The sequence below is a fragment of the Nonomuraea sp. NPDC051941 genome, assembly GCF_044593615.1.
On sequence record NZ_JBIUCF010000031.1, the window covers coordinates 118,997 to 132,225 of the forward strand.

General features: G+C 69.6%; 14 protein-coding genes. 8 read left to right on the top strand and 6 right to left on the bottom strand.

What is annotated here, in order from left to right:
• Positions 1–168: 168 nt before the first annotated feature.
• The gene (locus tag ACIHFD_RS41055; protein WP_350729801.1) at positions 169–765 is read right to left on the bottom strand and encodes a TetR family transcriptional regulator; all 597 of its coding nucleotides are present in this window, start codon (positions 763–765) and stop codon (positions 169–171) included.
• A 234-nt stretch (positions 766–999) separates the two neighbouring features.
• Here ACIHFD_RS41055 and ACIHFD_RS41060 point away from each other — a divergent pair, with 234 nt between their 5' ends.
• The 6 genes from ACIHFD_RS41060 to ACIHFD_RS41085 are packed head-to-tail and all read left to right on the top strand — an operon-like array spanning position 1,000 to position 7,220.
• On the top strand, positions 1,000–2,604 hold the full coding sequence (locus tag ACIHFD_RS41060) for an AMP-binding protein (RefSeq protein WP_397371518.1): 1,605 nt from the start codon (positions 1,000–1,002) through the stop codon (positions 2,602–2,604).
• Complete coding sequence (locus ACIHFD_RS41065) at positions 2,605–3,576, top strand: acyl-CoA dehydrogenase family protein (RefSeq protein ID WP_397371519.1); 972 nt, start codon at positions 2,605–2,607, stop codon at positions 3,574–3,576.
• Positions 3,576–4,730 carry an acyl-CoA dehydrogenase family protein gene (locus ACIHFD_RS41070; RefSeq protein ID WP_397371520.1) on the top strand — a complete coding sequence of 385 codons (1,155 nt, stop codon included), beginning with the start codon at positions 3,576–3,578 and terminating at the stop codon, positions 4,728–4,730. The genes ACIHFD_RS41065 and ACIHFD_RS41070 overlap by 1 nt, the downstream gene beginning before the upstream one ends.
• On the top strand, positions 4,727–5,653 hold the full coding sequence (locus ACIHFD_RS41075) for a bifunctional MaoC family dehydratase N-terminal/OB-fold nucleic acid binding domain-containing protein (protein ID WP_397371521.1): 927 nt from the start codon (positions 4,727–4,729) through the stop codon (positions 5,651–5,653). Before ACIHFD_RS41070 ends, ACIHFD_RS41075 begins: the two co-directional genes overlap by 4 nt.
• Positions 5,653–6,057 (top strand): MaoC family dehydratase, encoded by a 405-nt coding sequence (locus tag ACIHFD_RS41080; protein ID WP_397371522.1) that lies wholly within the window; start codon positions 5,653–5,655, stop codon positions 6,055–6,057. The genes ACIHFD_RS41075 and ACIHFD_RS41080 overlap by 1 nt, the downstream gene beginning before the upstream one ends.
• Positions 6,054–7,220, top strand: coding sequence for a lipid-transfer protein (locus ACIHFD_RS41085; protein WP_355205271.1), 1,167 nt, complete (start codon positions 6,054–6,056; stop codon positions 7,218–7,220). Before ACIHFD_RS41080 ends, ACIHFD_RS41085 begins: the two co-directional genes overlap by 4 nt.
• A 422-nt stretch (positions 7,221–7,642) precedes the next feature.
• Here ACIHFD_RS41085 and ACIHFD_RS41090 read toward each other — a convergent pair whose 3' ends face one another.
• The 4 genes from ACIHFD_RS41090 to ACIHFD_RS41105 form a co-directional block, all read right to left on the bottom strand.
• A complete protein-coding gene (locus ACIHFD_RS41090; RefSeq protein WP_397371523.1) occupies positions 7,643–7,801 on the bottom strand; it encodes a hypothetical protein in 159 nt (52 codons plus the stop codon).
• Between the two features lie 125 nt (positions 7,802–7,926).
• Entirely contained in the window at positions 7,927–8,169 is a 243-nt protein-coding gene (locus tag ACIHFD_RS41095; RefSeq protein WP_397371524.1) for a hypothetical protein, read from the bottom strand.
• A gap of 258 nt (positions 8,170–8,427) precedes the next feature.
• A complete protein-coding gene (locus ACIHFD_RS41100; RefSeq protein WP_397371525.1) occupies positions 8,428–9,642 on the bottom strand; it encodes a helix-turn-helix domain-containing protein in 1,215 nt (404 codons plus the stop codon).
• Positions 9,643–9,646: 4 nt separating this feature from the next.
• A complete protein-coding gene (locus ACIHFD_RS41105) occupies positions 9,647–10,192 on the bottom strand; it encodes a flavoprotein (RefSeq protein WP_397371526.1) in 546 nt (181 codons plus the stop codon).
• Positions 10,193–10,610: 418 nt separating this feature from the next.
• Between ACIHFD_RS41105 and ACIHFD_RS41110 the strand changes: the two genes are divergently transcribed.
• Positions 10,611–11,435, top strand: coding sequence for an alpha/beta fold hydrolase (locus ACIHFD_RS41110; RefSeq protein WP_397371527.1), 825 nt, complete (start codon positions 10,611–10,613; stop codon positions 11,433–11,435).
• Positions 11,436–11,572: 137 nt separating this feature from the next.
• Here ACIHFD_RS41110 and ACIHFD_RS41115 read toward each other — a convergent pair whose 3' ends face one another.
• Positions 11,573–12,022, bottom strand: coding sequence for a carboxymuconolactone decarboxylase family protein (locus tag ACIHFD_RS41115; protein WP_397371528.1), 450 nt, complete (start codon positions 12,020–12,022; stop codon positions 11,573–11,575).
• 83 nt (positions 12,023–12,105) lie between these two features.
• On the opposite strand from ACIHFD_RS41115, the gene ACIHFD_RS41120 reads away from it, so the two are divergent.
• Positions 12,106–12,990 carry a sigma-70 family RNA polymerase sigma factor gene (locus ACIHFD_RS41120; RefSeq protein ID WP_397371529.1) on the top strand — a complete coding sequence of 295 codons (885 nt, stop codon included), beginning with the start codon at positions 12,106–12,108 and terminating at the stop codon, positions 12,988–12,990.
• Positions 12,991–13,229 lie beyond the last annotated feature (239 nt).

Consider the following 13,229-nt stretch of genomic DNA (forward strand, 5'->3'; position numbering starts at 1 on the left):
AAGGGCTCTGCTCATGGTCGCGCTCGCACGGGGCTCCGCTGGTCACGCAAGCTGCCGCTCTCCGCCCCAGGCTCGCCGCTCCGTCAACCGAAGTGCGGCGGGTGGCCTGCCCGTGCGCAGCCGTAACGTATGGGTTTGCTTTTCTGCCGAAGTGCGGCGGGCGACGGGTCAGATGTCGGCGAGAAGTCTGGCGGCGGCGGTTTCGATGCGCCGCTGGATCTGGTCGTAGGTGCGGCGGCCGCGGAGCATCTCGAGGAGCTCCTGCACCCACACGCTGGCCAGCGACCCCGCGAGGTCGGCCTGCTCCTCGGTGGCGTCCTCGAGGGTCAGGCCGTCGGCCGAGACCCGCAGCAGCAGCCCCGTGATGCGCTCCCCGAACGGCGTCTGCACCTCAGCCATGATCAACGAGCGGATGAGCGCGTCGGCCAGCTCCGGCTCGCGCATCAGCCCCCGGGTCGCCCGCATCAGCACGTCCACCGCGCGGCTCGACGGGGTGGTGGCCCCGGGCGGACGCCGCTCGATGCTGCTCTCGAGGAGGTCGATCTCCTCGCCCACCACCGCCACCACCAGGTCCATCTTGGACGGGAAGTAGCGATAGAGCGTGCCAAGCGCCACGCCCGCGCGCTCGGCCACCGTGCGCATCTGCATGGCTTCGACCCCGCCGCGCGAGGCCAGCGCGGCGGCGGCCTGGACGATGCGCTTGCGGCGTTGGTGCTGGCTACGCGTACGGACGCTGTGCGTGCCCGGCGTGGGGTGGCTCTCCATGGTCCCCTCGGTGTCGCTGGAGGGCGCGGCGTGCGTGGTACGCATAAGAACACGTTATCTGATTTCTCGATGACGTGGCTTGTTACTCGCGGGTCACAAAGAAGCCCTATAGGCCCATGTCTGTGGCGTTACAGCCGTATGTCGCGACTTATCAGGATAGGTGGGCACTGGACAGATATTAGAATCTGTTCTAGTTTGCGATTCGGCTGACCGAGCGCTTGGTGGAGACTCCGGATGGCGGCGAACACGCTGGCGGCCCTGCTCCGTGCACGGGCCGACGACGATCGACCTGGGCTGATGTTCGAGGACACGACGTGGTCATGGCGCGAGCACGTGGCTGCCTGCCGCGCCGCCGGGGCCTGGCTGTCCGGGCGCGGCGCGGGGTTGCACGTGGGGGTGCTCAGCGAGAACGTTCCAGGGCTGGTGTTCATCGTGGGCGGAGCGGCGCTGTCCGGGCACGTGGTCGTCGCGCTGAACCCGACCCGCTCGCTCGACGAGCTGATCCGCGACGCCCGCGCCACGGACGTGGACCTGATTCTGGCGGACACCCCCTACGCGGGGCTGTCCGGGCCGCTGTCCGAGGCGCTGGGGGTGGAGGTGCTGCCCCTGCCGGACGCCTCGTCGTCTCCCACGGACGCCGCGTTCGGCGAGGACGCCGCGCCCGAGGATCTCGTGATGCTGATCTTCACCTCGGGCACCTCCGGCCGCCCGCGCGCCGTGCGGATCACGCAGCGCAAGATGGCCGTCCCCGGGTTGAGCCTGGGGGCGCTGCTCACCCCGTCCGACGTCGTGTACTGCTCGATGCCGCTGTTCCACTCCGGCGCGCTGATGGCCGCCTACGCCCCGGCCGTGGTGTCGGGGGCGGCGCTGGCGCTGCGGCGGCGGTTCTCGGCGTCGGGGCTGCTGCCCGACATCAGACGGTACGGCGCCACGTACCTGCACTACGTGGGCAAAGCGCTCTCCTACGTCCTGGCCACCCCCGAGCGCCCCGACGACGCCGACAACCCGCTCAGGATCGCGTTCGGGAACGAGGGCAGCGCGGTGGCGACGAGGAGGTTCGGGGAGCGGTTCGGGTGCCGGGTGATCGACGCCTTCGGCTCCACGGAGACGGCCATCTCGCTCACCCCCGACCCGTCCGGGCCGCCTGGATGCCTGGGGCGGCTGCCCGAGGGCGTCCTGATCCTCGACCCCTTCACCGGCCGTCCCTGCCCGCCGGGCCGCATCGAGGACGGCCGCCTGCTCAACCCGGACGAAGCCGTCGGCGAACTGGTCAACGTGCGCGGGCTGGGGCTGTTCGACGGCTACTACAACGACCCCGAGGCGGACGCCGAGCGGATCAGGGACGGCGCGTTCTGGTCGGGCGACCTGGCGTACGCGGACGGGGACGGCTACGTGTTCTTCGCGGGCCGTGGCACCGAACGCCTGCGCGTGGATGGCGAGAACCTGGCGGTCGCGCCCATCGAGGCGGCGCTGAGGGAGTTCGCGGGGGTGGTCGAGGCGGCCGTCTACCCGGTGCCCGACCCGGCGGCGGGCGACCAGGTCATGGCGGCGCTGGTGCTGGAGGGGGCCTTCGACCCGGAGGCGTTCACGGCCTTCCTGGCGGTGCGCCGCGATCTGGGTGCCAAGTCCTTACCCCGATATATCCGCCTTTCTGATCACTTGCCCCAGACGCCCTCCCACAAAGTCATCAAGCGGGTCCTCGCCCGCGAGGGCTGGCGTACCGCAGACCCGGTCTGGTTGCGGTCGGGCTCCGGGCTCCGGCCGCTGACCGACTCGGACGTCAAGGGGATCGAGGAGGAGTTCGTACGGCACGGCAGGCAACACCTCTTGGAGACGTGAATGGACTTCAACCTGGACGAAACCCAGCAGGACCTGCGGAAGCTGGCAGCCGAGGTGCTCGCTAGGGAAGGGGACGAGGAGCGGCTGCGGCAGGCCGGGCTCATGAGCGTGTGCGTGCCGGAGGAGGCCGGGGGAGCCGGGCTCGGGCCCGTGGAGATGGCCGTGGTGCTGCGGGAGGTGGGAGCGCGGGCGGCGCCGGTGCCCGCACTGCCCGCGCTGGTGAGCACGCTGACCCTGGCCCGCTATGGCACCCTTGACCAGCAACGCCGCGAGAACGGGATGACCCTCGCGCTCCGCGAGCCCGGCAGAGCGCCGGCCGACCCGCCTTCGACGGCCGCCCGGGCCGTGGACGGCGGCTGGACGCTGACCGGGCGCAAGGTCTCGGTGCCGTACCCCGGCGACATGGTGCTCGTCACCGCCGACGAGGGCCTGTTCCTGGTGGAGTCACCGGCCACGACCCCCGAGTACACCTCCACCGGCGAGCCCGCCGCCACGATCGTGCTCGACGGAACCCCGGCCGAGCGGGTCGCGGGGACCGACGCGGTCACCGGGGCCCGGCGGCTGTTCATGGCGGCCGTGGCGGCCCAGGCGAGCGGCGTGCTGGCGGGCGCGCTGGAGCTGACCACCGAGTACATCAGGACGAGGAAGCAGTTCGGCCGGGCGCTGGCCGAGTTCCAGGCCGTGACCATGCAGATCGCGGACGTCTACATCGCCGCGCGGGCCCTGGACGTGGCCATGTGGTCGGCGGTCTGGCGCCTGGCCGAGGGCCTGCCGGCCGACGAGGACCTGGCGCTGGCCGCGTACCACGTCAGCGAGGCCTGGAAGGCCCTCTACACCTGCCAGCACCTGCACGGCGGCCTCGGGCTGGACGTCACGTACCCGCTGCACCGCTATTTCGCGCAGGCCAAGCACCTGTCCCACCTGCTCGGCGGCGCCGACGCCCAGCTCGACCTGATCGGAGCGCTCCTCTGATGCTGATCGACCTGACCCCAGCCCAGCGCGCCCTGCGCGACGAGCTGCGCGAGTACTTCCAGGGCTGTCTCACCGACGAGGACCGCAGGAAGATCGCGGAAGATCCGTTCGGCGGGGCGTACATGGAGCACTGCCGCCGCCTCGGCCGCGACGGCAAGCTCGGCCTCGGCTGGCCCAAGGAGTACGGGGGAGGCGGCTACGGCCCCCTGGAGCAGCAGATCTTCGCCAACGAGATAGCCCGGGCGGGCGTTCCGTACCCGATCATCACGCTGCAGACCGTGGGGCCCACGCTCATGCAGTACGGCACCCAGGAGCAGAAGGACCTCTTCCTGCCCCGCATCCTCGCCGGCGAGTGCCACTTCGCCATCGGCTACAGCGAGCCCGAGGCCGGCACCGACCTGGCCTCCCTGCGCACCACGGCGGTGCTCGACGGCGACCACTACGTCGTCAACGGCCAGAAGGTCTTCACCAGCGGCGCGCACTACGCCCAGTACATCTGGCTGGCCGCCCGCACGAACCCCGAGGCCAAGAAGCACAAGGGCATCACCATGATGATCGCCTCCACGGACGACCCCGGCTTCTCCTGGACGCCGATCGTCACCATGGACGGCCGCCACCACACGAACGCGACCTACTACAGCGACGTACGCGTGCCCGTGGACATGGTGGTCGGCGAGGTGGACCGGGGCTGGGACCTGATCGTCAACCAGCTCAACCACGAACGCGTCACCCTCGGCCCGGCCGGGAACCTCGGCCAGACCTACGACCGCTTCCTCGCCTGGGCCCGCCGCACCGGGGTGGCGGACAATCCGGACGTACGGCGGGCGCTGGCCAGGGTGTGGAGCTTCTTCCGCACCAACGAGCTCCTGAACTGGCAGGTCGCCGCGAACATGGACCTCGGCTGGCTCGGCGCCCCCGACGCGTCGGCCACCAAGATCTACGGCTCCGAGCGCATGCAGGAGGTCGGCAGGATCGTCGGCGACATCCTGGCCAGGTACGGGGACCCGTCGGATCCGGAGACGGCCGAGCTGCTCGAACGTACCGATCACGGGGTGAAGGGGGCGGTGGTGCTGACGTTCGGCGGCGGGGTGAACGAGGTGCAGCGGGAGCTGATCGCCATGCTCGGCCTGAACCTGCCGAGGCCGCCGCGATGACCCCTCCCCTGAGTGACGAGGAGCTGCACGAGCTCGCGGGCAAGCAGGCGGCGCTGGGGGAGGTGCGCGGGACCCCGGCGCAGGACCCGGTGAACGGCCCCATGATCCGGCACTGGCTGGACGCCATGGGCGACGAGAACCCGGCGTACCTGGAGAAAGGGGTCGCCCCGCCCGCGATGGCCCAGGTGTGGACGATGCCGGGGGTGCGCCGGTCGGCGAAGGACCGTTCGGCGGTGGACGACATGATGGCCGCGCTCGACGCGAGCGGCTACACGGGCGTCGTGGCGACGAACTGCGAGCAGACCTACCACCGGTACGCGCGGGTCGGCGAGCGGCTCACCCCGGCCACCCGGTTCTCGGACCTGGCCGGGCCCAAGCGGACGGCGCTGGGGGTGGGCTTCTTCGCCACCTGGAAGGTCACCTGGTACGGCGAGGACGACGAGCCGGTCGCCGAAATGCTCTTCCGAGTCCTGAAATTTCGCCCACGCACCAAGGCGGCTCCCGCCGCCGACCGGCCGGCGTACCCGCTCCAACCGGCGATCAACCAGGACACCGCGTTCTTCTGGGAAGGCGTACGGCAAGGGGAACTGCGCATCCAGACCTGCGCCGACTGCGGCCACCACCGCCACCCGCCCGGCCCCCTGTGCCCGCAATGCCGCTCGGCCAACAGCTCCCACCTGGTCGCGAGCGGCCACGGAACCCTCTACAGCTACGTCGTGCACCACCACCCGCCGGTGCCGGGCCGGGAGACGCCGTTCGTCGTCGGCGTGGTGGAGCTGCCCGAGGGTGTACGGATCGTCGGCAACGTCGTGGACTGTCCGATCGAGGAGGTGGTCGTCGGCATGCCGTTGCGGGTGACGTACCGGCCGATGGACGACCAGCTCGTCCTGCCGATGTGGGCTCCTTCGAAGGAGGACGCGTGATGCGTACCGGGATCGGGTCCGCGCTGCCGGAGCTGGCCATCGACCTCACCCCCACCTTCGTCGTCTCCACGGCGCTGGCCACCATGGACTTCACGCCGGTGCACCACGACGTCGACAAGGCCCGCGCCCAGGGTTCGAAGGACATCTTCCTCAACATCCTGACCACCATGGGCCTGGTCGAGCGGTACGTCACCGACTGGGCCGGGCCCGAGGCCGTCATCGAGCGGGTCGCCGTCAAGCTGGGAGTCCCGGCGTACGCGGGGGACCGGCTGTGCTTCAACGGGACGGTCGTGTCGCGTGAGGAGGGCCGGTTGACGGTCGAGGTACGCGGCAAGGTGAGCCTGGGCGACCACGCCACCGGGACCGTCACCTTCGCCCTGGCCGAGGAGGGAAAGCCGTGTTGAGCGGGCGTACTGCCGTCGCGGGCATCGGTGCCACCGAGTTCAGCAAGAAGTCGGGGCGTTCGGAGCTGCGGCTGGCGGCGGAGGCCGTACTGGCGGCGCTGGACGACGCCGGGCTCTCACCCGGCGACGTGGACGGCATGGTGACCTACACCCAGGACTCCAACCAGGAGATCGCCGTCGCCAGGGAGGCGGGGATCGGGGACCTGACGTTCTTCTCGCGGGTCGAGTACGGCGGCGGCGCGGCCTGCGGGACCGTGGCGCACGCGGCCATGGCGGTGGCCACGGGGATGGCGCGGACGGTCGTCTGCTACCGCGCCTTCAACGAACGCTCCGGCCGCCGCTTCGGCCAGCCGAACAGCCGCCTGACCGGCGAGCCCACCTCCCAAGGGCTGGAGATGAGCTGGCACGTGCCGTACGGGCTGATGACGCCGGCGGCCTGGGTGGCGATGTTCGCCCGCCGGTACATGCACACGTACGGCGCGACCTCGGAGGACTTCGGCCGGGTGGCGGTCGCCATGCGCCGCCACGCCGCCACCAACCCCGCCGCCTGGTTCTACCGGCGCCCGATCACGTTGGAGGAGCACCAGGCGTCCAGGTGGATCGTCGAGCCGCTGCACCTGCTCGACTGCTGCCAGGAGAGCGACGGCGGCGTGGCACTGGTGGTCACCTCGGCCGAACGCGCCCGTGACCTCCGCAGATCACCCGCCCTGATCACGGCTGCGGCCCAGGGTGCGGGATCGGGCCAGATGATGATGACCAGCTACTACCGCGACGACATGACCGGCCTCCCCGAGATCGCCGTGGTAGCCCGCCAGCTCTGGGACATGTCCGGCTTATCGCCAAAAGACATCCAGACCGCAATCCTGTACGACCACTTCACCCCATTCGTCCTGGCCCAACTGGAAGAGCTCGGCTTCTGCGCCCGAGGCGAGGCCCCTGACTTCCTCCGGGACGGCACGATCGAACTGGACGGCCGCCTGCCCGTGAACCCCCACGGAGGCCAACTGGGGGAGGCCTACATCCACGGCATGAACGGCATCGCGGAAGCCGTCCGCCAGATCCGAGGCACAGCCGCCAACCAACTCCCAGCCGTCCGAAACGTCCTGGTAACCGCCGGCACCGGCGTACCCACCAGCGGCCTGATCCTCTCCTCCGACTCGTAGGTGGGCCTGCGCTCACCCACCCGTTGCCCATCTGGGTGGTCAGCCTGCTGGACCCCGCCCCGAGCAAAAAGTCTTCGCTGAGAGCGCTTCGCGCTCGGGGCTCAGGCGTTCCTTATTCAGGCGCCTGGCGGCGCAACCCCCGCGCCTTGCGGCGCCATCGCCCACCCGTGACCCGATTACCGGTCTGACCTGCTGGAGCCCACCCGAAAACCCCGTTCGCTGCGCTCGCCAGGACGCCTACCCCTTGCCTGACTACCGGGCTGGCCTGCTGGATCGGGCCCCATCGAACCCGCGTCGCGGCACCGCGGTCCGTACTCCCGCCCCCCGATACCGCGTTGTTCGGCTGCCGTGGGACGCGACGACCACAGGGCGCGACACGGCGACGGGACGGTATCCGGCGCGATCCCAACCGCCGTGCCCGTCTACCGGGCTTGGCCTGACAGCAGTGCCGCCCAGATCGCGCGAGCTTCAACGATCGAGCACTGGTGGGTCTCGTGAACCACGTCGCCGGCTTCGGCCTGCAGGGTGCGGCGGATGAGGGTCTGACCGCCGCCCTCGCGCAGTTCGTAGAACACAGCCATGCATGTGCACGTCCACGCCACGGTGCGGACGCGATCCAAGGCACCACATGGTTCCAACCATGCGAGCCGGGCGTGACCACGTTGAGCCATGGGTACGTGCGGACTCAGGCAGCCTTCGCCAACTGTCATGACACACCTGCGGCCACGATGCTCGGTGCTTCGCGGAGTTCGGCGTATCGAGCAGCGATCCTGCGTGCGGCCCGCTCTGGCTCGAACGCGGAATGATGTGCGTAGAGCCAGCGGCCCGTCTGGGAGCGGCGCCCCGTCCACCATCGGTACCAGAGGCCGTCTGTCCACACCACGAGCCCGGTCCACACCGACACCAGCGCGAGGCCGCGCCCTTCCTGGACGTCGGCGGGGATCCCCATGCGCGCCAAGGCTGCACGGAGTTCGTCAGCGGTTTCCAGCGCCGACAGGGGCCGGACCGGGCCGAGGTCGATCGGTTGACGGGGTTCGGGGCAGCAGGCGCACCGATTCCACGCGTTTGTCGGTTCGTGCCGCATGTGAGGTTCCCTCCTGTTGGGGGACGTGGCCTCGGGTCACGCCACGCAGGAGGAACCGTAGGTGCGGGTCAACGGCGGAACCCGCACGGTGGTGAAGGTCAAGGAGCCGCACAAAAGTGCGGGTCAGACGATGCCCGCCCGGTGAGCCAGCCCGCGAAGCTGCGGGGTACTGGCACGGTGCTCCCGCTTGAGCAACTGAGTCAGCAACTCGCGGGGACGGCCACCATAGCGAACGAGTTCGGGCGAGAGCTGTTCGGCTTCGACGAGCATGTTGACCGACGCGGCATCCTTGCGCTGCAAGGCGTAGGCACGGGCGAGGTCCAGGTGAACCTGCGCGCGGCGTCCTACCAGGCCGTCAGAGAGGCGTGCCAGATTGAGGGTTTCGCCCCTGCCGATCGCCTGTCGGGTGTCGCCGAACTCGACGGCCGCCGAGATCTCGTGAATGGTCACGTTGGTCGTGCCGAAGGCGGTCCAGAAGTCGTTGCGGTCTTCGCCGAGAGAGTCGGCGATCTGCCGGGCGCGCGCGAGGAAGGTGCGCACCCCGGCTTGGTCGTACGCAGCGGCAGCGGCCGTGACGGCGACCAGGTAGAGCGCGCCCACGATGGGCAGGGCACGCGGGTTGGGCCGCCTGGTGGCGCGCTGCAACGCGTCGGCTGCCTGGAGAACCAGGCGCAAGGCGCGTTCCGTCTCGCGAAGCCGTATCAGGACGTAGCCGAGCCGGTAGGCGCTCACGGCGGCGAGGAGGGGCTTGTCCGCTTCTTGCGCGGCGGCCAGCGAGCGGTCGGCGGCCACCCAGGCGAGTTCCGCCTCTCCCACGCGGCGCAGGGTCGTGGTGGCGGAGTGGTAGGTCAGCGAGCGAAGAGTCTGGTACGCCCGGCGCTGGGCGGCGGGGGCATGGCGGCTTCCCCGTTCGGTGGCGACGATAAGGCGAGGCAACCGCCTGCCGACCTCGTCGTAATGGGTGGCCTGGTAGAGCCGGTTCACGCGGCGGATCTCGTGCCGCAGCCACACGACGCTCTCGGGCGAGCCTTGGGCGTGCTGGGGGTTGATGAGGGAGGAGAGGCCGTCGTAGCCCATCATCGCCTGCCGGATGGCCGATGCTGCCTGGTAGCGCGTCATCGAGTTCGTCTTCTTCACGGTGAGTTCGTCCACGGGCAGGCCGAGGATGTCAGCGAGGGCGTTGAGCACGGTGTGGTTGTCCACGGCGCGCTGCCCGCGCTCCACCTGGCTCAGCCAGCTCTCGGAACGACCGACGAGACCGGACAGGACCGCTTGGGACAGTCCACGGCGACGGCGTGCCCGAGCGATCCGCCGGCCGATCTCCCTGTGGGCGTCCATGCCATCACCCCTGCGTCTGTCGCTCCCCGACCACGGCGTGTAGCTCCTGCATGATGCGTTCCCAGGATGGCATGCGGGACTGCGGAGGGGCGGCGGGATCGAACAGGACCCGCACGCCCATCTTCCGAAGCATGTCCAGGCTCCGCTGGAACGCGAGGTGCCGGGCGAGCGCGTCCTTCAGCAGCGGCACGGCCAGGATCGGGACGCCGAACCCCATCACCTCGCACAGCAGCCCGACAGCGAAGGTGTCGGCGATGCCGTTCGCCCACTTGTTGATCGTGTTGAAGGTGGCCGGAGCGACGATCACGGCGTCGGCGGGAGGGAGGCCCTTGGGGTCCTGCGGCATGCGGTACGTGCTGCGGACCAGGTCACCGGTCAGACGTTCCAGCTCTGCGACATTGACGAAGCGTTCCCCCATCGGCGTGGTGACCACGTGTACCTGCCACCCGGCTGCCTGGGCGAGGGGCACCAGATGGTGGACATCGCTGGCGGCAGGCGCAGCGCATACGATCACGTAGAGAATGCCACGGGTCCCTTGCAGGGGTTCCATGTCCCAGGATCCTAGTGAGAAGCCGGCGTCCCATCCCCAGGCAACCGCTGTCCAGTGGAATCGCCATCCCCACAGTGAACGCGTGACCGCATCCACTGGGGCTGAGCTCTGCGGGGTAGGTGGAGGCCGGCACAGCCCGCGCGTTGTCAGCCTGGTAGTCACCAATCGGATCAGCAGTTCTCTAGTGGCCCGTCACCGAGCATTGGACGGGTAATTGGGTTCGGACGCGAGCCGGCAGCCGGGGGTGTCGCTTCAAGGCACGTGAGTCAGGTGTCCATGGGAGAAGATCCGCCAGGTCCTGTGGGCGGAGCCAGGCCTCACCTCGGAATCCCTGTCAATTAGAGGTGCGCAACTTACTTGACGGCCGGTTAGTAGCTTGCTTACCTTACGACAGGTAAGCGAGGAAAGGATCATTGCTATGCCCGTCAAGCAGACCCAGACCTTGGACGTGCCCGGCGCCCGCCTCCACTACCAGGTGCGCGGACATGGGCCGGCACTGCTGCTGATCCCTGGAAGCAACGGCGACGCCGACCTGTTCGACGCCGTCGCGGACCTACTCGCCCCTCGTTACACCGTCATCAGCTACGACCGGCGCGGGTTCTCCAGAAGCACCGTCAACGGATCATTCGACAACAGCGCCTGGGGCGATACCCACGTCGACGACGCGCGTCGTTTACTACGGGCAGTTGCGAGGGGGCCGGCGCAGGTCTTCGGCAGCAGCGCGGGCGCGGTCATCGGACTCGCTCTGATCAGCCAGAGCCCTGACCTGGTCACCAGGCTGATCGCCCATGAGCCGCCCCTGGCGGAGGTGCTGGCCGATGCACCCAGGTGGCGGGCGTTCTTCCAGGAGGTGTACGACGCCTATCGGCGGGACGGCGTGGAACCGGCGATGCGGATGTTCATGACCGGCATCGGTCTGGACGCGCTCCAGCGGCCGGCCGACATCGACCCCGAACTGATCCACCGCCTGTCGGCCAACCTCGGCTTCTTCCTTGATCACGAAGTACGGCAGGCACCCGGTTATCGTCCCGATCTGGTGACCCTCGACGCCCAGCGGGAGCGGATCGTGATGGCCGGAGGCCGGGACTCCCGTCAGCACTTCGCCTACCGTCCCAGCCTCGCCTTGGCCGACCGCTGGGGGAAGAGCGTGATCGATTTCCCGGGCGACCACACCGGCTACTGGTCCCAGCCCGCCGAGTTTGCCGCCGTCCTCATCAACGTCCTAACCAGAGCGACGACCTAGGGCCGGGCCGGAAACCACAGCGCAGCGAATCCCCCACTCTGTAAAAGCCCTCGTTCGAGCTTTCGGCATCTCGGTCGGCGGGACGTCATCCCCTGCTTTGGGAGGCGCGGCTCCCAGTGGATGACGTCCCGCCGGGCTCACCAGGTCTTGCCGGCCTGCTCCCGGATCGTACGGTTGATACGGTTGAAGAAGTTGGTCAGCGCGATCTCCAGGTTGATCGCGGACAGTTGCTTCTCGTCGAAGTGGGCCGCGGCGGCGTCCCAGATCTCATCGGTCACACCTGGCGCGCCATCTTGGATCCGGGTGGCGGCCTCGGTCAGCGCGAGCGCTGCCCGCTCCGCCTCGGTGAAGAAGGGCGTCTCGCGCCAGGCGACCACGTTGTGCAGCCGCTCGTCGGTCTCCCCGTGCTTCTTGGCCGCCGCGACCCCGGCAAAGACGCACGGACTGCAGCCGTTGATCTGGCTGGCCCGCAGGTGGACCAGTCCGAGCACGAGCGGATCCACGCCGCTGGCGTGGATCGCCTTGTAGAGGTGCTGGATCGCTGTCATCACGTCGGGATTTGCCGGGCCCTTCAGGCGTGCTTCCATCGGTTGTACTCCTTCATCGGTTACCTGGGCCCCTCTGGGCCCGTCATTACCCATGACGGTGCAGATCCGAGGAAGGTAACAACATGTCCAACACCAGCCCGGCGGACCCGGTGGGCGAGGCGTTCCAGGCCCAGCGCGACCGGCTGCGCGCGGTCGCCTACCGCATGCTCGGATCGCACGCCGACGCCGAGGACGTGGTCCAGGAGGCCTGGCTGCGGCTCTCCCGGCAGGACACGGCGACCATCTACAACCTCGCCGGCTGGCTGACCACGGTGGTCGGCCGGATCAGCCTCGACGTCCTGCGATCGCGCCAGGCCCACCCTGAGGCGTCCTACGACGACCGGTTGCCCGAACTCGTCGTGACGGCCGACGACAGCCCCGCGCCGGAGGACGACGTAGCGCTCGCCGACTCGGTCGGGCTCGCGCTCCTGGTCGTCCTGGAGTCGCTCGGACCGAGCGAGCGGCTGGCGTTCGTGCTGCACGACCTGTTCGCGGTGCCGTTCGACGAGATCGGCCAGATCCTCGGCAAGTCCGCCGACGCCGCCAAGATGCTCGCCAGCCGCGCCCGCAGGAAGGTACAGGCGACCGAACGGCCGACGGCCACCAGACGGGAACAGCGAGAGGTGGTCCAGGCCTTCCTGGCGGCGGCTCGCCGCGGCGACTTCGAGGAGTTGCTGCGCGTGCTCGACCCCGAGGTGAGGCTGACCGTCGACACCCCCACTGGGGTGGTCGTCATCCTCGGCGCCACCAAGGTCGCCGAAGGCGCATCCGCTCGAGTCGCCGCCGGCGCAGCCGCGAGAGGGCGAGCGGTGCTCGTCAACGGCCTTCCCGGGTTCGTCTCCTGGCGCGAGGATGGAACTCCGCTCTCGGTCATGGCGTTCACCGTCGTCGACGGCCGGATCGTCGCCATCGCGACCGTGATTGCCCCGGCCAGGCTCGCGTCGATTAACCTGCCGGATCCGGGGTGAGTCACTGCCGAGCGCCATGCACCCCACCCGTTGACCGGCGAAGCGGTGGGCCGACTGACACCCACCCCGGACCGGCGTGCCGCGGGGCTGCCGTTGCCCGACGGGGCAACGCCGAACTCACGCCCGATCACCGGGACGGGCAGCCACCGGCCAGCTCCCGCTTGGTCCCAGTCGGCGGTTGGATAGGGAAGAGGAGGCGGAAGAAAGGCGGCGCGGGCCCTCCCCGATACCTGAGATGC